Below are 19236 nucleotides of genomic sequence, written 5' to 3'. Positions count from 1 at the left end.
GGACAAGAGGCCTTATCAACTAAAGTCGCTCAGGAATCATCTTCTCTTCGTCTACCACCGAAAAGCCGTAATAACATACCTAAATCCAAGCTATCCCGAACGCATGATACAACACTATACGGATTACTAAGGCAAACCTCCATAGCACGACATTTTTTTAACAATGCTTACAATCTGTTACCAGATTAGCACTTAAAGAGGTCCACAAGTTATGACTTTCAGCCTGCATTAACAACTTCCTTTGTATGTTTAGAAGCATATCGTTATAAAACAAGAGAGGCTATCTCTTTACAGAAACAGCCTCCCCTTGTATTCGTTAATCACTTTTTTACTTAACAGATTCGGCAGCTTTTTTGTTTATTTTTCTCTTCTGCAATTCGTAAGCAATTGGAGTTGCCACAAATAATGTAGAATAAGTACCGATAATAATACCTAACAAAATAGCAAACGTAAAGCTACGGATTGTACTGCCACCAAGGATAAAGATACATAATACAACAACCAATGTTGTCAATGATGTATTAAATGTACGACAAAGAGTTGAGTTCAATGCGTCGTTGATAACTTGGTAACGGTCGCGCTTCGGATACATACCGATTGTTTCACGAATACGGTCAAATACAACCACCGTATCGTTGATAGAGTAACCGATAATTGTCAGGATAGCCGCAATAAATGTCTGGTCTACCTCCATTGAGAACGGAAGTATCTTCCACAATAATGTATAGAACGAAATAATACAGAAAGTTGTAGTAGCGACAGAAGCAAACGCTCCGACAGAGAACGATACGTCACGGAAACGAAGCAAAATGTATGCAGCCATACAAATCATGGAGAAGATAACAGCCAGAATAGCACTGTTCTTAATATCGTCTGCCATGCTCGGACCCACTTTCTGCGAACTCTGTATAAACTGACTGGTGAATTGCTCCAGCGTAGTACCCTGTGGTAACTGACTCTTCAAACCTTCAAACAATTTCGTTTCGATTTCCAAGTCTACAGAAGGCTCATTATCCTGAATTTTATAGTTAGTGGAAACACGAACCTGGTCGGGTGTACCAATCTGGATAACACTAACCGAACCATCCAGCTGTGCATCCAATAAGTTACGGATTTCATCCGTTTTCACCTCATGGTCGAAACGGATAACATAGTTACGTCCACCCGTGAAATCGATACCATTATTCAAACCGATAGTCGACATGGAGATAGCACCCAGTACGATAATAGCAGCCGGAATCAAATAACCGATTTTACGTGCAGCTAAGAAATTAATCTTCGGATTAGTCAACAAGTCCTTTGTGATAGAAGTAACGAATGTCACATTCTTCAATTTGTCTTTTGCCAATAATGCTTCGTAAACGATACGAGTCAGGAACACAGCTGTCAGGAATGATGCAACCAAACCGATAATCATCGTCGTTGCAAAACCACGGATAGGACCTGTACCGAAGTAGAACAATACAACACCTGTAATAATAGATGTCAGGTTGGAGTCGAAGATAGCGGAGAACGCATTGCTATAACCGTCGGCAATAGCTTTACCCAGCGACTTGCCGGCACGCAGTTCTTCTTTTGTACGTTCGTAAATCAACACGTTGGCATCGACCGCCATACCCAGTGTCAGCACCATACCGGCAATACCCGGCAAAGTAAGAACAGCCTGGAAAGAGGCAAGGATACCCATAGTGAAGAATATATTCAGGACCAAAGCACCGTCTGCAATCAAACCCGGAATAAGTCCGTAGAATGCACACATGTAGAACATCAACAGAACAAGTGCCAAAGCAAATGAAATAACACCGGAATTAATAGCTTCCTGACCCAGTGACGGACCCACAACATCTTCCTGTACAATATGAACGGAAGCAGCCATCTTACCGGATTTCAATACGTTTGCCAAGTCCTTTGCTTCTTCCGGAGTAAAGTGGCCGGTAATTTCAGAACGTCCGCCGGTAATTTCCACCTGCACGTTAGGAGCTGAATAAACCATATCATCCAAAACAATGGCTACCTGACGGCCAATATTTTCTTTTGTCAAACGAGCCCAAGCCTTAGCACCTTCGGCATTCATTACCATACTTACTACCTGTTCCGAACGACCACCCTTCTGAGTAAAGTCCGCATTGGCATCCGTAACCACGTCGCCACCCAGGGCAGGCGTACCGTCACGATTTGTCATTTTAAGAGCATACAAATAGAAGAATTGTTCTTTATCGTCGATTGCTTTCACACCCCATTTCAAAGAGAGATTGCGCGGAAGTACATCCTTCACTTGCTTCATCTCCAGGTATTCATTTATTTTCGCGATATCTTTAGTATGAGCGACACCGACAACTGAACCCGGAACCAACTGGCCGTTGTACTGATTAATCTGCAACAATGCGAACAGCGGATGCTGTTTTGCAAATTCTTCCCGGCTCTGGTTTGCCTGGTTTTCTGGTTTATCTTCGCCCAACTTTGCTAACAAAGAGTCAGCTTCAGAAGCCGGAGCGTCTGTTTTTTCAGCCGGAGTTGCCGTTTCAGGAGCTGCTTCGGTTGCCGTCGTATTATCTTCTTCCGGGCTGTCCGATTTCAGAATCGTAGCCAACACATTATCGGCTGCGATTAACTGTTGATAAATCTCCGGCAGGTTGTAAGTTTCCCAAAATTCCAAGTTGGCACTACCCTGCAACAATTTACGAACACGTTCCGGTTCTTTCACACCCGGAAGTTCAACTAAGATACGGCCGGCTGTTTCCAAACGTTGAATATTCGGAGATACCACACCGAAACGGTCGATACGAGTACGCAAAACGTTAAATGAATTATCGATAGCGCCCTTCAGTTCTTCTTTCAACACAGTAATAACCTGTGCATCTGAAGTCTGCGGAGTGATTTTATCTTTCAATTCGAAAGTACTGAAAATAGCGGATAAACGAGCACCATTATCTAACTTCTTATACTCTTCTGCGAATAAATCAATAAAATCCTTCTGACTTGTTGCCTGGTGCGCATAGGCTAAATCCAATGCTTTATTGAAGTTCTCATCCTGGTTATTGTTTGAAAGAGAGCGAATCACATCGGCTACATTCAATTCCAGAACGACGTTCATACCGCCCTTCAAGTCAAGACCTAAACTAATTTCCATTTCACGGCACTGCTTGAGCGTATAGCCCAACCATACCTTCTCAGTAGATAATGAGTCCAAATAAGTACTCTCTTTTACCGGATCTCCACCTGCATACTCAGCGGCTTTGCTGTTGTAATGTCTGGTCACAAACGAGAATGACAGATAAAACGCACAGACAAGCGTAAGTAACACCGCAAAGACCTTTACAAATCCTTTGTTTTGCATTTGAATCTTATGTTTATGTTATTATTCGTTTTTTCACAGGGTGCAAATATAGGCTTTTTTTCTTTGTCCAACAGTAATTAGATTAATTTATTTGTCACACTCTTAGTTTATTTCAAACACATTTATATATCTTTGCTCGTAAAAAACAAACAAACAACGACCATGAAACGACTTTTATTATTTGTATTTTTTATTCCTTCGCTTATTTGGGCACAGAATGATTCCAAATATCTGGCCGGAGCTGTACCTGTAGAAAACGATAAAGTGGTATTTACCAAAGAGATAAACGCGCCCGACCTTTCCAGTGATCAGATATATGACATCATGCACCAATGGGCAAACGACCGCTTTAACGGAGAAACCAACCGGGTTGTTTATGCAAACAAGGAGAAAGGTGACATCGCTGTTGTCGGCGAAGAGTATATTGTTTTCCAAAGTACAATGTTATCACTGGACCGCTCTTTGATAAATTATCGGCTCATGATAAAGGTCGAAGGCCATACTTGTAAAATGAGAATTATCAGTATCCGCTATGAATACAACGTGTCTTATAAGCGCGAACCCGAAAAGTTCATAGCCGAAGAATGGATAACCGATAAATATGCATTAAACAAAAGTAAGACAAAATTATCTCGCAACAACGGTAAATTCCGTAGGAAAACCATCGATTTAGTAGATGACATCTTCCAAAGTGCAACAGCCGCTTTAGGTATCCTGCCGACAACAAGTTTTGTAGCTGAGCAACCGAAGCAAGCCCTGCCGGAACCTTCCGTTAAACCCTCCACAACAGTGAAAGAAGGATATGTGGCTTTTGCAGCCGACAAAGTCCCTTCTACCGTATTGCAATTGTTGCCTGAAAGTAAAATGCAAGTTGCTTTCGGGAAAAATCAGTCTGTAAAAGAAAATTCGGCAAGCTGGAAAGGTTTCGGTAATATGTTCGATAAATCCGTTGCTTCCGTATCCTTCGATTCGGACAGTCAAGCGTATAAAACGATTGGTGAGAATGACGCTTACAATATTTCATTCTTCAAAGAAGGCGAAACCGATAACGCATGGATGATTATCGAATGCCGCAAAGTAGGCGAAACCAGTGACGGAATCAAAAAGACCGTTATGGGTGAAATCCTTAACATCTGGATAAAATAAAATCGATATGAAGAATTTAATAATCCTTTTACTTATCATATCTCCTGTGCTGGCAATGGCACAGGGGCATAAAGGTGACGTGGACGCATGTGCTCCGATGAAAAACGGAAAAGTCTGCTACACCGACAAGATAACAGTGGCAAAAATGAATAAAGATGCCATTTTCAATGCAATCAACGAATGGGCAAAGAAAAATTACGGAAAAGATGTTTTCTTATCAAATGTCTCATCCAGTAAATCCAAAGGGACTATTTCCGTAAACTCCAAAGTTGAACTCTTATTGAACGATACCGACAAGACTATCATTAAATATAAGATGAAAATAAACTGCCATGATGAAGGCTACGATATAGAAATGAGTAATATTACTTATCAGTACGACCCGAACAACGACAAAAAGTACAAGACGTATAAGGCGGAGGATGTTATTGCCAATGGAGGAAAAAGCAATGTTGTTGCAATCATAAAAGACCCGAAACTTTTCTGCAATGCAACTTTCTTTTTTGCCGAAAATCTTTTTGGTGAAGTTTTCGATGCTATACAAGAAGCAGAATAAGGAACATTACACTATCATAAAAAAGGCCGGAGAAACAAATAAATTCTCCGGCCCTTTTTGTATCTATCCCTTATTTCTTAGGAGATGTTTCTTTCTTTTCCCCGTCATTTTTCTCTTCGGGTTTCATAATATTCTTGACCGTTTCTCCTATAGGCAATTTATCCAATACACCTAAGCTGGGAGCAACTGTCTTAACCAGCTGGTTCAGGAAGTTGCCGGTAGCCCCGTTACCTCCGTCAAATACGGTAATATTACCCAAGTTAATATGTTCGAAAGCTTTCACCTGCTCGCCGGCAATTTCTTTCCACTGATCCACCATCTTATACTGGATAGCGATAGCCGGATTCGACTCGGCTGCTTCAACCATTGCGCGGAAACCATCTGCTTCAGCCAATAATGACTTCTTCTTACCATCGGCTTCAGCCTCCAGTTTCATGCGGATGGACTGCGCTTCAGCTTCAGCCTGTGCCAATAAAGCTTTTGCACGGGCTTCGGCCTCACGAATAGTCTTTTCGGCAACAGCATCAGCCTGCAAGATAGCTTCCTGTTTGGCAATTTCCGCCGGAACAATCTTCTGGGCTTTCAAAGCAGACTCTACTTTCTTGGCCTTGGCTTCTTCCACTTCCTTCTGGGCTATTTCGCGAGCTGTTTGGATAGAGGCTTCGGAACGTGCTGTAGCTTCACCGGCTTGTTTGTCGGCATTAGCTTGCGTCACAGCCAATTCGGAATTGGAAAGGGCTATATCTTTTCCGGCTTCATTCCGTCCGATAGCGGCCTTTTTCTCAGCATCCGCTTTTTTGATTTCCATATCGGAATTCAGTTCGGCAATCCGACTTTCCTTTTCCGTATTTGCTTTTTCAATATTAATATTCTTTTCGGCTTCCGCTTTTGCTACCTGTGATTCTTTTTGGGCATTGGCAATTGCAACTTGCGAAATACGGTCTTTATCGGCATTGGCCACAGATATTTCCTGCAACTTTTTAGTTTCGGCAATCGCAATATCCTGATCTTTCCGCGTTTCGGCAACTTTCGTTTCACGTTCTTTAATCTGGTTGGCAATCTTGATAGCTCCCAGCTTTTCCTGCTCTTCTATATTCGCTTGAGCTTCATTCAGGGCTTTACTTTCCGCTTCTTTACCCAGATTGACAATGTAGTTGGCGGCATCACGGATATCACTGATATTGATATTCATCAGATACAAACCGAATTTACGTAATTCCGTATCGATATTCTCACGGACTTTCGAGAGGAATTTATCACGGTCGGAATTCAATTCTTCTATTGTCATATCAGCTATGACCAGACGCATCTGACCGTAGACTACATCCGTAATTAAATTCTGTTTGTCTTCGGCTTGCAGGCCCAATAGACGTTCAGCTGCATTCTGCATCACATCCGGGTCGGTACTGATAGCAACCGTAATGGTTGTCGGCACATCCACACGGATATTTTGTGCGGACAAAGCACCGGTCAACTTGCAATCGATTTGAAGCGGTTTCATGGAAAGGAACTCATATCCTTGGATAATCGGCCATACGAAAGCGGCACCACCATGATAAAGTTTAGCCGACTTTTCACCGGCTGTCTTTCCATAAACGACCAGTACTTCATCACTCTTACATTTCCGATAACGAGAAAGGATACCAATGAAAGAAATAATGACAACTACTACCAAGATAGCCACCATAATCAACATTTCCTGTGTCATAATTTAAGTAGATTATTTATTTGTTATTGAATATACAAAACCCCGGCTTCAACCTTACTGATGACAGCCTTATCACCGGTCCGGTATTCTTTGCCGCCTATCGAACGGACATCCATCTCCCGCAAGGCGCCATTTACTGCGACTTGTACGACATAGCGTTCCCCGTCATGGGCATAAACCGTACACTCCCGCCCCACCAAAGCGTCCGGTTTCTCCGGTTTGTTTTCTTTCTGCAACTGGTAGGCTTTTTTGTAAAGAAACCAAAGTACAAAAACGAAGATAAGACCGACTGCTATACCAATCGCATACGAGGTTATATCAGTACCTTGGGTCAAATACATATACCAACCCATCCCAATACAGAAATGCGTCATTCCTTTAAAAGAGATGATACTTCCCAAATCCGCATCAACATCCGTATCGGTATCCATATCTCCGAAGAAAACAGAAAAAACGAACTGAAAAAGGAAAACAGCAGTAGCAACAGATGCCACCAGAAGGAAAACAGTGCTTGTCATGGCCTTACATTTATAATTAGGCGGGTAAGATATAAAAAATTTCTTTACCCACACTAACATTTATAATGTTTCTTACTTATTCTTCCATTTGAAGATAACACCACATAGGATAATGGTCGGAATAACGGACTTTATCGACCGTACAATTAAGCGCCTTCATGTTCGGGGAATGCAGGATATTATCGATACGGAACCAAAAGAAGTTCTCATTATAAGTAATCCCCGCCCCACGTCCGGAAGCAGCATAAGCATCCGTAAGCGGTCCTTGTATCGTCCGGTGAGCATACGAAATGGGAGTATCGTTAAAGTCACCGCAAACCAAGATATAATCCGTCTTGATATTTTTCACTTCCGCCGCAACCGTTTCTGCCTGGCGGGCACGGATACGGAAAGCCGGACCTAATTTTTGCTGGATTGCCCCTTTCAGCCCGTCGAATGTTTCGGAATTTATATTCTTGATAAAGGCCGAATAGCGGCTCCTATCCTCGGTCGTCAACTTAAATGATTCCAAATGGTTGTTAATCAGCGTCAGTTTCTTCCCGTTTATATCCACTTCATGAATAGACGAACCGTTGAAGGTACTTTCGTAATTGATTTTCCGGGATTTGGATAATGGGTATTTGGAAAAGACGGCAATATGGTAAGTCAGCGTACCAGACGAACCGGTCTGGACAATAGAGTTATACCGGTACATGCTGAACGCATCCAGTAGCTTTTGCGCAGTCAGAAACTTCTTGGATTTACCTATCGCATACTCTTGCAAGCAGACAATATCAGCACCGGAGTTGGCTATATATTTGACTATCGGATTGGGAAGTTCTTTCGTATGGTCCCGATACCCGAAGCCCATTACATTATAAGTCAAAACCTTAATGGTTTTTTCTTTCGGAATATCATCCACGCGGTTATGAAACGGGAAATAATTGCCGACAGGCCCCTTACAAATCAGGAAAGTAACCAATCCTATCAGGATACACCGCCATTCCCATAAGAACAGCCAGTAAATAACAAAGCAAAGGTTCAATATGCACAACACAGGAAAGCCCAGCCCGAGATAAGAGAGAAGCACACTCTTCTCTGGAGAGACTCTGTCTGAAAAAGCTGATGCAATCAAAAGCAAGGCCAATGCCACATTTGCTGTGACAAAGACTGATTTAAACAGAACTTTTACCGCTTTGAACCGTTCACTCATTTTTTACTTGCATCAAATAATTTCTTTTTTTCTTCTGCCGAAAGGCTTTCGTAACCGGAACGTTTCAACTTATCCAATATTGCATCCAGGTCCGCACTCTCCTGATGTTTACGGGCATTATATTCATAATCCGTTTCAGGCCGCCTATAAGTAACACGCATCTTCGGTTTACGCTTACCCAGATTGACCACCCAATCAAGCAGACGGTTCATCGGAACTGTCAAATCCATCCCTCTTTGAATACAGATGGCAAAACAGATACCGAACAGAGCGCCTCCTATATGGGCTATGTGTCCCCCGGCATTTGTCGAGGTTATCGCCAGCAAATCTATCACAAAGGTAAACAAGGCCAGATAAATCAACTTAATCCGTCCTATCAGGAAAAGCATTATTTCCAAGTCTTTCCGGTAAAAAGAAACGGCGAAGACAATTGCCATCACCGACGCGGAAGCTCCCATCAGGAAACTACGCGACGCCACGTTCGTGAAAAAAGGAAAGACATTATATACAATCATAAACAAAACACCTCCGGCAATACCTCCCAGCAAGTACAGCCCACCCAGTTGCCGTTCGCTGAAAAAAGAGAGGAACAGTCCGCCGAACCAATACAACCACAGCATATTAAAGAGAATATGCAAAAAGTCGAAATGGGTAAACATATAAGTAATAATCGTCCACGGACGATGCAAGAGCATTTCGGGAGATGCCGGCATCTGCAAATATTGCAGGAAAGGAAATTTATCCTGATTAATCAGTATCAGGATAACGCCGGTCAGACGAATCAACAGGAAAAGCCCTACATTAATATATATAAGCTTCGCCAAGATATTCCCCGAGCTGAACGTACGCTTCAGATTAGTAAAAATGCCGTCCATTGTTTATATCTTTCTTTTTCCAATACCTAACAAGGAAGAAACCGAACACCATACCGCCTAAATGAGCAAAGTGAGCCACCGAGTCGCCACTATAACTGGCAACTCCCATGAATAGTTCGGCCAATCCGTAAAATATCACAAAGTATTTCGCCTTAATGGGAATAGGAATGAACATCAGATAAAGAGGCACATTCGGGAACAACATGGCAAAAGCCAGCAAAATACCGAATACCGAGCCGGAAGCCCCGATTGTAATCAGGTTGTTCAACACGGGAACAGATGCCACCACTTGCGACAGGGTTGCGCCATTCTCACTTGCAAAAGAATAGATGCTTTGCAACCATACCAATTCCTGGGCGATACCAGCCCCGATTCCGGTCACCATGTAAAAGATAAGAAACCGTTTCGGCCCCCATACGGTTTCCAGCACACGCCCGAACATATAGACACCGAACATATTAAAAAATACGTGTGCGAACGAATGCGTATCATGCATGAACATATAGGTGACAAACTGGAATGGGTAAAAATCCTTTACACCGGGAAAATGTAAGCCCAGCAACTGGACTAAATCAATACCGACTCTGGGTAAAACAAGACTTGCTACCCAAAAAAGAAGGTTTATTATGATAAGGTTTTTCGTAACCACCGGGATACTGGCAAAGAACCCCGAGCTATTTTGATTCATCATATTTCATATCTATTTAAGGACAAAGGTAATATATTTTGGTAGTTTTTTGCTCCACGCACTCTAAAACATACGCGAATCGATAAAAAAACTCCTTTTTTCTTTGTAGAATATTAAATTACAATTACATTTGACACCAACTTTCAGGCTATCACAATATTTGTTTAATATATTAATTATCAAACCATCATGAACAAAACAGAATTTATCAGCGCTGTATCGGAAAAATCCGGTTTAAGCAAGGTTGATGCTAAAAAAGCTGTTGAAGCTTTCGTTGAAACAGTATCCAATGAATTAAAAGAAGGCGGAAAAGTTGCCCTTCTAGGTTTTGGCTCTTTCTCTGTAGCAGAAAAAGCTGCACGTAAAGGTGTTAACCCGAAAACTAAACAAGCCATTGAAATCCCGGCACGTAAATCAGTTAAATTTAAAGCTGGTGCTGAATTGGCAGAATTAGTAAAGTAAGTTTTTACTTACATTTCATATAAAAGAAGGTGTCCTTTGAACAAAAGAACACCTTTTTTTATGCCCGATGACAGGGGTAAATCTGTTATCTTGATTATTTTTGCAGCCAATCTGATCGGTCTGGTTAACCTCATTCATGGATAAGAGAGGAAAAGGTCAACCCTTATTATGTTTTAGTTTTAACCCAGTCAACCTGACTTATATATAAGACGGATAGTAGTCAACGATAATCGTTAACATACATACAAGCTTTTGCCAGTGCCACAGTATTGACACTCCAGTGCCATTATAGTGGCACTACTGTGCCATCCTATTGGCACTCAAGTGCCTTCGGCATGGCACTCAGATAGGTTCCCCGCATAACAAAAGTTTCGCTGGCGGAAGAGTATGGTTTTTACAAAATAAACATATAACTTTGCAGGCGCAAAACGGCGGTTCGCGAGCCGCCAGTTATAACATAAACCCGTAGTGGACAGTTCGCGAACTGTCCGGATAAAACGAATATGGTTATCGAACAACAGATTACCGGCGCCACAATAGCCGGCATTAAAGAACTGTATGGAGCAGATGTTGCCGCCAATCAGGTGCAATTGCAGAAGACAAAGAAAGAGTTTAAAGGGCATCTTACGCTGGTCGTTTTCCCATTTCTCCGCATGTCGAAGAAATCGCCCGAGCAGACGGCTCAGGAAATCGGGGAATACCTGCTTAAGAATGAACCTGCCATTGCCGGATTTAATGTCATCAAAGGGTTCCTCAACCTGACGGTTGCCGGCGCATGCTGGATTAACCTGCTGAACGATATAAACAAGCAGCCCAACTACGGTATCATCCCGACAACGGAACAATCTCCGCTGGTGATGATTGAATATTCTTCGCCCAACACCAACAAGCCGCTCCACTTAGGCCACGTACGCAATAACCTGTTAGGTTTCAGCTTATCCGAAATCATGAAGGCGAACGGAAACAGAGTGGTCAAGACGAATATCGTGAACGACCGGGGTATCCACATCTGCAAATCCATGTTGGCATGGCAGAAATGGGGCAATGGCGTCACACCCGAAACAGCCGGAAAAAAAGGCGACCATCTGATTGGCGATTTCTATGTCCTTTTCAGCAACAAACTGAAAGAAGAAACAGCCGCGCTCGAAGCAAAAGGGATGACCAAAGAGGAAGCAGAAGCAGCTTCTCCCTTGATGGCCGAAGCCCGTGAAATGCTTCGTAAATGGGAGGCCGGCGACAAGGAAGTTCGCGCCCTGTGGGAAATGATGAACAACTGGGTATATGCAGGTTTCGACGAAACCTATAAAACGATGGGAGTTAACTTCGACAAGATATATTACGAATCGCAAACCTATCTGGAAGGAAAATCAAAAGTACTGGAAGGACTGGACAAAGGCATCTTCTACCGCCGCGAAGACGGGTCTGTATGGGCAGACCTGACGGGTGAAGGGCTGGACGAGAAATTGTTGCTCCGTGCCGACGGGACCTCCGTTTACATGACTCAGGACATCGGTACTGCCAAACTGCGCTTCGACGATTATCCCATCAACAAGATGATTTATGTGGTCGGCAACGAACAAAACTACCACTTCCAAGTATTATCCATCCTGTTGGACAAATTAGGATTCGAATTCGGCAAAGGGCTGGTTCATTTCTCTTACGGCATGGTGGAACTGCCGGAAGGCAAGATGAAGAGCCGCGAAGGAACTGTTGTGGATGCCGACGATTTGATGGAAGAAATGGTTACTACCGCCCGTGAAATCTCTCAGGAACTGGGCAAACTGGACGAAATGACGCCGGATGAAGCTGAGAATATCGCCCGCATCGTCGGCCTCGGTTCCCTGAAATATTTCATCCTGAAAGTCGACCCACGCAAGAACATGACTTTCAATCCGAAGGAGTCTATCGACTTCAACGGCAATACCGGTCCGTTCATCCAATATACATACGCCCGTATCCGTTCTGTCCTGCGTAAAGCAGCCGAACAGGGAATTGTATTACCGGAAGTGCTTCCTACCACAACAGAAATATCCGAAAAGGAAGAAACGCTTATCCAGATGATTGCCGACTACGCCTCGACCGTACGTGAAGCCGGCAAGGAATACAGCCCGGCTTTCATCGCCAATTATATTTATGACTTGGTAAAAGAATACAACCAGTTCTATCACGACTTCTCTATCCTGCGGGAAGAAAACGAGGAAGTAAAGAAGTTCCGCCTGGTATTATCCGCCAACGTAGCGAAGATTGTTAAATCGGGTATGTCGTTGCTGGGTATCGAAGTGCCGGAAAGAATGTAAGAATGAATATAGACGAACAGACAAACAAGACTCTTCTCAGGTTTCAACAAAATGAAATCACGGAGAGCCTTGTTTATATGAAACTGGCAGCCATCGAAAAAGACGAAACGAACCGGGATGTTTTGTTGCAAATCGCTGCTGAAGAAAAAGGCCATTATGCAATCATAAAGAAATATACGGAGAAAGAGGTAACTCCCAACAAATGGAGGATTGCCAAATATTACTGGCTGGCCCGTATATTAGGCATCACCTTTGCTATCAAACTGATGGAAAAGAGTGAAGAAAATGCCAAAAACAATTATGCTGCTTACAAGAACTATCCGGAGCTGCAACAAATAGCCCGCGACGAAGAAGAACATGAAGAGAAACTGATAACACTTATCAATGAGGAACGCCTCGAATACATGGGTTCTGTCGTACTCGGATTAAATGATGCATTAGTGGAATTCACGGGAGCTTTGGCCGGTTTCACACTTGCCTTGAGCGACTCTAAACTTATTGCCCTGACGGGTAGTATCACCGGAATTGCCGCTGCCTTATCAATGGCTTCGTCCGAATATTTGTCCACAAAGTCGGAAGGGGGCGAAGGGAAAAAACCTGTAAAAGCCTCTGTTTATACAGGTATTGCCTACATCTTCACGGTTATCGCCCTTGTCGCGCCATTCATCTTTATCAGCAATGTGCTGATAGCCTTGGTAGTCATGCTCGCAGCCGCCTTGCTAATTATTGCATTGTTCAATTATTATTACTCGGTTGCCCGGAGTGAAAGTTTCCGCAAACGATTCACTGAAATGGCAGTTCTGAGCTTCAGCGTAGCCGCATTGAGCTTCCTGATAGGATATGCTTTAAAAGAATTCACAGGGATTGATGCGTAAGCATTCCGCTCAATCCCGCATATTCTTAAAGAAATACATACTGAGGCCGATGCTTCCAAATAAAAGCAAAACGATAAGATACTCGTTCAGAAGCACTATCGAAGGCATTTGGATATGGCTGAGTGAGAGAATCAAGTTGTGAATCCCTTCATAAATAGCCTGAAAACCCTGCAACCAGATTGTCAACAAGATACCCAACACCAGACTGACCAGGATGATGGCTTCCGGCAGCCGGTTACTCTTTTTAGGTAACCGTTTCATGACTCGCTCCGAAAAACCATTGTCAGCGAACTCCGTCTTATTCGATTTAAAAAGGTCGTATAATTGTTTATCGTCCAACATGATTGTTTTTATTACGTTACACATATTTACTTATCATACTCCGTACTTTTAAAGTACTCCGTCAGTTTCTTTTTCCCACGCGACAAATGCGACTTCACTGTTCCAACCGGCATGGCCATAATCCCGGCAATCGTTTCTACTGTTTTATCTTCCATATAAAACAACAGGACAACCGTCCGTTCCTCGGCACGCAACAATAAAAGCGCGCGGGCAAAATCAATCCCGAAATCCTTATCTTTCCCAGCTTCGGCACAAAGGTTGTTGCCTAGTGTTCCGACATCAACTTCAGCCGACAATTTCCGATTGCGAATATAATCATAAAACGTATTATATGCAATCCTGTAAAGCCAGGTTGAAAACGTGGAAACGGAACGGAATGAAGCCATATTGAGCCAAACCTTTACAAAAGTATCCTGTGCCAGATCTTTGCTTAATTCCTCATCGCCTCCTGTCAGGTTGAAGAAAAAGCGACGCAAGGGGGACTGATACTCCTTCACCAGTTGGTTGAAAGCATTCCGGTCTCCCAGCAATAAAATCCGCGATACAAGTAAAGAGTCATTCTTCATCTTCGATACCTTGTTTTTTCCAGATAAAATGAATGATAAGGAAACCGATGCCTAAACAAAGAGGTATCAAACCGGCAGACATATCCTGAAAAAGATTGCCCGAAGCAAAGGTGAACAACTGAAACAGCGAAATGCCAACTCCTATCGAAATCAGGATAATCGCAGTCTTAAGCGAATTAGACATCTTCTTATTCGGATTGTCAAACAAGTTGGTAGGCAAAGGTTCCCCTTTTTCAAGAGCTTTCATATACAAATCAGCTTTCAACTGATTGAGCCTATACTTTTCATTACTCTTAATCAATACCATACAGATAGCAAAGATAAAAGGAGCTACCAAAACAAGCATTACCACCGGTATAAAATTACCGTTCAACATACAAATCGACATAATCTTCAAATTTTAAATTAAACATACGAACTAATCTTTCTTATTAGACGGAACAAGATTGTCATTTGGATGCAAGCTTAAAAAATAAATTCTATTATTTCTAAAGTTTAAGCAGGCTTTTCTTACTATATCTGCAAGGGAGTGGAAAGAGTTATCCGCATCTTATTACTATTGATTTCATAATAAAAAAGGAGAAAGCATCCCTTCCGGATACCTTCTCCTTTTTGTAATACAAAATATATTTAGTCAACTTGTACCGATAAGCAATTGCTTACTTCAACAACGAGCAGGGGCACAAATGTTCCTTTTCAATATCTTTGAAATAATTGTAAGTACCTACCTTAATATCGGCACAAGCAGCTTCGTCCGCCACAATAATACCTTTCGGGTGAAGCTGAAGAGCCGTAATCGTCCACATTTGGTTGACACTGCCTTCAACAGCCTGCTGAAGCGCACGCGCCTTATTATGACCATTTACCATGATAAGCACTTCTTTGGCATCCAATACCGTACCGACTCCCACTGTAACGGAAGTTTTCGGAACCTTATTCACATCGTTATCGAAGAAACGGGAATTAGCAATGATAGTATCCGTAGTCAATGTTTTTACACGCGTACGAGACGACAAGGAAGAACCCGGTTCGTTGAAAGCGATATGACCGTCAGGGCCAATTCCTCCCAAGAATAAATCAACACCTCCGACTGCCTTCATTTTCGCTTCATAAGCGGCACATTCCGCTTCAAGGTCGGTAGCATTACCATTCAGGATATTGACATTTTCCGGTTTGATATCAATATGTTTGAAAAAGTTATTCCACATAAAAGAATGATAACTTTCAGGATGTTCCTTCGGCAAGCCTACATATTCGTCCATATTGAAAGTGATGACATTTTGGAAAGAAACGACACCCTGCTTATTCAATTCAATCAGATTTTTATACATTCCTAAAGGGGAAGAGCCGGTGGGAAGCCCCAGCACAAATGGTTTCTCTGCTGTCGGATTTGCTTTTTTAATCTTGGCAGCTACATAATTGGCAGCCCATTTTGAGAGTTGCTCGTAATCAGGTTCAATAATCAGTCTCATAACATTTGTATTTTAAATCAGTTATTAGTTATTTTTAGTTTGGCGGCCATTGCTTCACCGAGAGCACGGCATTCATCATATTTATCAGCTTTCAGACCTTGTTTCTGCTCAACGGGAACTCCAACTGTTTCCCATTTCATTTTTTCCCCGAAAGCAGCCAGACGTTTCACGGCAGCCCCCGCCCAAGTAAATGAGCCGAAATAACCATAGAAGCGATTCTTCACTTCACGCATTTCAATCTTACTCAAAATGGCTTCCACTTCGGGAAACAGACTGTTGCTATAAGTAGGACTGCCAATAATCAGACCTTTATATTTAAACACATCTTTCAGGACATAGGAGGCAGGGCTCTTACTTACATTGTGCATAACAATGTTTTTCACACCACTGTCCGCCAACGAAGATGCAATTGCTTCTGCCATCTGTTCGGTATTCCCATACATGCTACCATACACGATAGTGACCCCTTCCTCACCTTCATACCGGCTCATGCGGTCGTAGATATCGATAGCTTTGGCGGCATATTCACGCCAGACAGGTCCGTGCGTCGAACAAATAGTCTGAATATCCAATACCGAAAGTTTTTGCAAAGCCCGTTGTACCGGATTTCCGTATTTCCCGACAATATTGGAATAGTAACGAAGCATCTCTTCCCAAAAATGCTCTACATTCATTTCAGAATCGATTACGCCTCCGTCCAGTGTCCCGTATGTACCGAACGCATCGGCAGAGAAAAGAATCTTATCCGTCATATCATAGGTGACCATTACCTCAGGCCAATGCACCATCGGGGCCATATAGAAAGCCAGTTTATGACGCCCCAATTCCAAGGTATCCCCTTCTTTCACCTCATGCAAACCGGTAGTGATGCCATGATAGCCGTCCAACATTCCGAAAGTTTGCTTATTCCCGATGATTTGCACATCCGGGTATTGTTGACGCAACAGGCGGATACTTCCCGCATGGTCGGGTTCCATGTGATTCACTACCAGATAGTCGAGAGTACGACCACCGAGCGCATCTGCTATTTTTTTCAGGAATATATCAGAGTAACAAACATCTACGGTATCAATCAGGACAGTCTTTTCGTCCACAATCAAATAGGAGTTGTAAGATACACCGTAAGGCAACGGCCACATATTCTCAAAAAGAGATTTCTGACGGTCATTCACCCCTACATAATACACATTGTCTGCTATTTCTTTTAATTTGTACATCTTAATTTATTAATAATTGAAAGTTGAAAATGGTAAATCAAGACCGGGATGCCAAGGTGTCGGAACTTTTTTTCTTCTGCGCTCTCCAAACAAAGAAACATCCGGCCAAAACAAACGGTATGCTTAGCCACTGTCCCATATTCAACATCATATTCGCCTCAAATGCTTCCTGGTCATTTTTCAGGAACTCGATGAAGAAACGGGAGCCAAAGACACAAATCATAAACACACCAAAGATAAAACCTTCTTTTTTCCAAGCATTTTTCTTGAAATACAACCACATACAGATTGCAAATGTCAACAAATAACTGGCTGCCTCATATAATTGCGTAGGATGGCAAGGAGCCGTAAAGATGGGTTCGGCCCCTCTCTTCCAGGCATGCAAGTTTTCAATAAACCGGAATCCCCAAGGCTTGTCGGTAGGATGCCCGTATATCTCATGATTCATCAGATTTCCCAAACGAATCAAGGCGGCAACAAGACCGGTAGGGACTACCAATTTGTCGAATGTCCACAACATGCTGCGATGGCTAACACGTTTGGAATAAAAATAAATCGCGATAATTATGCCTAATGTTCCCCCGTGGCTTGCCAAGCCTCCTTCCCAAACTTTTAAGATTTCAACGGGATGAGCCAGGTAATAGTCCGGCGCATAAAAAAGGACATGTCCCAGACGAGCACCAACAACCGTACCTATTATCGTATAGAATAACAAAGAATCAATCCATGCAGGATCAAGTTTCTCTCTCTTCCACATTCGTTCCACAATCTTATAACCAATCAGGAAACCTATGGCAAAAGCCAATCCGTACCAGCGTATTTCACGCGAACCGATAGTAAAAATAGCAGGATCGGCCGTCCAGGTAATAAAATCAAGCATAATTTTTATAATTGACAATCGGCAATTGACAACGGACAAAGAAAAGAGCGATAAAGCAATTGTCCCTTGTCAATCGACAATTAATTAAACGAGTCTGCGAATCAAATTTTCTCTTTCACCGTAAAGCATGTCGATAACCGGCAATTCAATCATCGTATAAGCACCGGGCTGTTGCCGGAAACTTGCACGGGCCACCGATACCAGGATTTGCGCCGTAAGAGCCGGATTGTTGATTTTCATGTCAAATTCAATCAACTGATTTTGCGTTTTGCCGGAGACGCCTTTACGAACCAGGTTCACGCCATGCCCCATATCCAACAGGTTATCCACACATTCCACTTGCATGACATGTGTTTCATCGTGAGCAAAATAATCGTCCGCTTTAATGGCAGCAGCCACCTTGTTAAAATCGTATCCATCTTTTACTTCGATATAAACCATGCGGCGATGTACACCTGTTCCCAGAGGTATGGTCATGGACAAAGCAGCTTTTACACCTTCGATAGCCTTAACTGCCACCGTATGTCCCATACTCATACCGGGACCGAAGTTGGTATAGGTAATCCCTTTCGGAACTATTGCTTCCAGAAGGGCCCGCACTACAGAGTCACTTCCCGGGTCCCATCCTGCCGAAATCACGGCAACCGTATTATGAGCTTTTGCTACGGCATCCAAAGAGCGGCGCAGGTCGGCGATACCTCCATGAATATCAAAACTATCCACTGTATTAATGCCCAACGAAAGTATTTCCTTCGCGTATCCTTCTACGCTACGTGTCGGAGTAGCCAGCACAGCCACGTCTACTTTATCCAACTTGGTGATATTGTCTGTTACGGTATAAGCTTTCAGTTCGTCCGGAATGTCATTCGGGTTCCGACGCACAACACCTGCTACCTCGAAATCGGGAGCAGCTTCCAAAGCCTCCAACACATACTTTCCTATATTGCCATATCCAACAATGGCAGCTCTAATCTTTTTCATACTTTAGTTTTTACTTTTTCTTCAAATGCAAAAGTAATTATAATTAAGGTATTGACAAGAAAGAGGATGTTGTTTTTGCTTAAATTAGTGAGAAGAGGGGAAACGTGGCAACCAACCGAAACAA

18 protein-coding genes are annotated in these 19236 nt (G+C 42.8%); 5 read left to right on the top strand and 13 right to left on the bottom strand.

Features of this window, described 5'->3' with window-relative positions:
* Positions 1–328: 328 nt before the first annotated feature.
* Complete coding sequence (secDF, locus tag DW103_RS02135) at positions 329–3337, bottom strand: protein translocase subunit SecDF (protein ID WP_122274032.1); 3009 nt, start codon at positions 3335–3337, stop codon at positions 329–331.
* A 162-nt stretch (positions 3338–3499) separates the two neighbouring features.
* On the opposite strand from secDF, the gene DW103_RS02130 reads away from it, so the two are divergent.
* Together DW103_RS02130 and DW103_RS02125 are read left to right on the top strand one after the other, a co-directional pair.
* Entirely contained in the window at positions 3500–4483 is a 984-nt protein-coding gene (locus DW103_RS02130; RefSeq protein ID WP_122274031.1) for a DUF4468 domain-containing protein, read from the top strand.
* Between the two features lie 7 nt (positions 4484–4490).
* Positions 4491–5039 carry a DUF4468 domain-containing protein gene (locus tag DW103_RS02125; protein ID WP_122274030.1) on the top strand — a complete coding sequence of 183 codons (549 nt, stop codon included), beginning with the start codon at positions 4491–4493 and terminating at the stop codon, positions 5037–5039.
* Between the two features lie 70 nt (positions 5040–5109).
* On the opposite strand, the gene DW103_RS02120 is transcribed toward DW103_RS02125, so the two are convergent.
* The 5 genes from DW103_RS02120 to DW103_RS02100 form a co-directional block, all read right to left on the bottom strand.
* Complete coding sequence (locus tag DW103_RS02120) at positions 5110–6747, bottom strand: flotillin family protein (protein ID WP_122274029.1); 1638 nt, start codon at positions 6745–6747, stop codon at positions 5110–5112.
* Positions 6748–6770: 23 nt separating this feature from the next.
* Entirely contained in the window at positions 6771–7265 is a 495-nt protein-coding gene (locus DW103_RS02115) for a hypothetical protein (protein ID WP_122274028.1), read from the bottom strand.
* A 76-nt stretch (positions 7266–7341) separates the two neighbouring features.
* Positions 7342–8457 (bottom strand): endonuclease/exonuclease/phosphatase family protein, encoded by a 1116-nt coding sequence (locus tag DW103_RS02110; RefSeq protein WP_122274027.1) that lies wholly within the window; start codon positions 8455–8457, stop codon positions 7342–7344.
* Complete coding sequence (locus DW103_RS02105; RefSeq protein WP_122274026.1) at positions 8454–9332, bottom strand: rhomboid family intramembrane serine protease; 879 nt, start codon at positions 9330–9332, stop codon at positions 8454–8456. The genes DW103_RS02110 and DW103_RS02105 overlap by 4 nt, the downstream gene beginning before the upstream one ends.
* Positions 9313–10023, bottom strand: a complete 711-nt coding sequence (locus DW103_RS02100; RefSeq protein WP_122274025.1) for a rhomboid family intramembrane serine protease — start codon at positions 10021–10023, stop codon at positions 9313–9315. The genes DW103_RS02105 and DW103_RS02100 overlap by 20 nt, the downstream gene beginning before the upstream one ends.
* A gap of 186 nt (positions 10024–10209) precedes the next feature.
* Between DW103_RS02100 and DW103_RS02095 the strand changes: the two genes are divergently transcribed.
* From DW103_RS02095 to DW103_RS02085, 3 genes are all read left to right on the top strand, one after another.
* Positions 10210–10482 (top strand): HU family DNA-binding protein, encoded by a 273-nt coding sequence (locus tag DW103_RS02095; RefSeq protein ID WP_122274024.1) that lies wholly within the window; start codon positions 10210–10212, stop codon positions 10480–10482.
* Positions 10483–10985: 503 nt separating this feature from the next.
* Positions 10986–12779, top strand: coding sequence for an arginine--tRNA ligase (argS, locus tag DW103_RS02090; protein WP_122274023.1), 1794 nt, complete (start codon positions 10986–10988; stop codon positions 12777–12779).
* A 2-nt stretch (positions 12780–12781) separates the two neighbouring features.
* Entirely contained in the window at positions 12782–13654 is an 873-nt protein-coding gene (locus tag DW103_RS02085) for a VIT1/CCC1 transporter family protein (RefSeq protein WP_122274022.1), read from the top strand.
* Positions 13655–13663: 9 nt separating this feature from the next.
* On the opposite strand, the gene DW103_RS02080 is transcribed toward DW103_RS02085, so the two are convergent.
* The 7 genes from DW103_RS02080 to DW103_RS02050 all read right to left on the bottom strand — a co-directional run bounded on the left by DW103_RS02080 (position 13664) and on the right by DW103_RS02050 (position 19112).
* The gene (locus tag DW103_RS02080; RefSeq protein WP_122274021.1) at positions 13664–14020 is read right to left on the bottom strand and encodes a DUF5056 domain-containing protein; all 357 of its coding nucleotides are present in this window, start codon (positions 14018–14020) and stop codon (positions 13664–13666) included.
* 2 nt (positions 14021–14022) lie between these two features.
* Positions 14023–14562, bottom strand: coding sequence for an RNA polymerase sigma factor (locus DW103_RS02075; protein WP_122274020.1), 540 nt, complete (start codon positions 14560–14562; stop codon positions 14023–14025).
* Positions 14552–14950 (bottom strand): DUF6249 domain-containing protein, encoded by a 399-nt coding sequence (locus DW103_RS02070; RefSeq protein ID WP_147381163.1) that lies wholly within the window; start codon positions 14948–14950, stop codon positions 14552–14554. Before DW103_RS02070 ends, DW103_RS02075 begins: the two co-directional genes overlap by 11 nt.
* A 271-nt stretch (positions 14951–15221) precedes the next feature.
* On the bottom strand, positions 15222–16034 hold the full coding sequence (gene nagB / locus DW103_RS02065; RefSeq protein ID WP_122274018.1) for a glucosamine-6-phosphate deaminase: 813 nt from the start codon (positions 16032–16034) through the stop codon (positions 15222–15224).
* Between the two features lie 17 nt (positions 16035–16051).
* Entirely contained in the window at positions 16052–17251 is a 1200-nt protein-coding gene (locus DW103_RS02060) for an FprA family A-type flavoprotein (RefSeq protein ID WP_122274017.1), read from the bottom strand.
* A gap of 37 nt (positions 17252–17288) precedes the next feature.
* Positions 17289–18131 carry a prolipoprotein diacylglyceryl transferase gene (gene lgt / locus DW103_RS02055; RefSeq protein WP_122274016.1) on the bottom strand — a complete coding sequence of 281 codons (843 nt, stop codon included), beginning with the start codon at positions 18129–18131 and terminating at the stop codon, positions 17289–17291.
* 84 nt (positions 18132–18215) lie between these two features.
* Positions 18216–19112 (bottom strand): diaminopimelate dehydrogenase, encoded by an 897-nt coding sequence (locus DW103_RS02050; protein WP_122274015.1) that lies wholly within the window; start codon positions 19110–19112, stop codon positions 18216–18218.
* Between the last annotated feature and the right edge of the window lie 124 nt (positions 19113–19236).

Source organism: Parabacteroides sp. AM08-6 (assembly GCF_003473295.1).
Classification (GTDB): Bacteria; Bacteroidota; Bacteroidia; order Bacteroidales; family Tannerellaceae; genus Parabacteroides.
The sequence above is the reverse complement of the archived record's forward strand: the minus strand, read 5'-3'. Positions and strand labels throughout refer to the sequence as shown.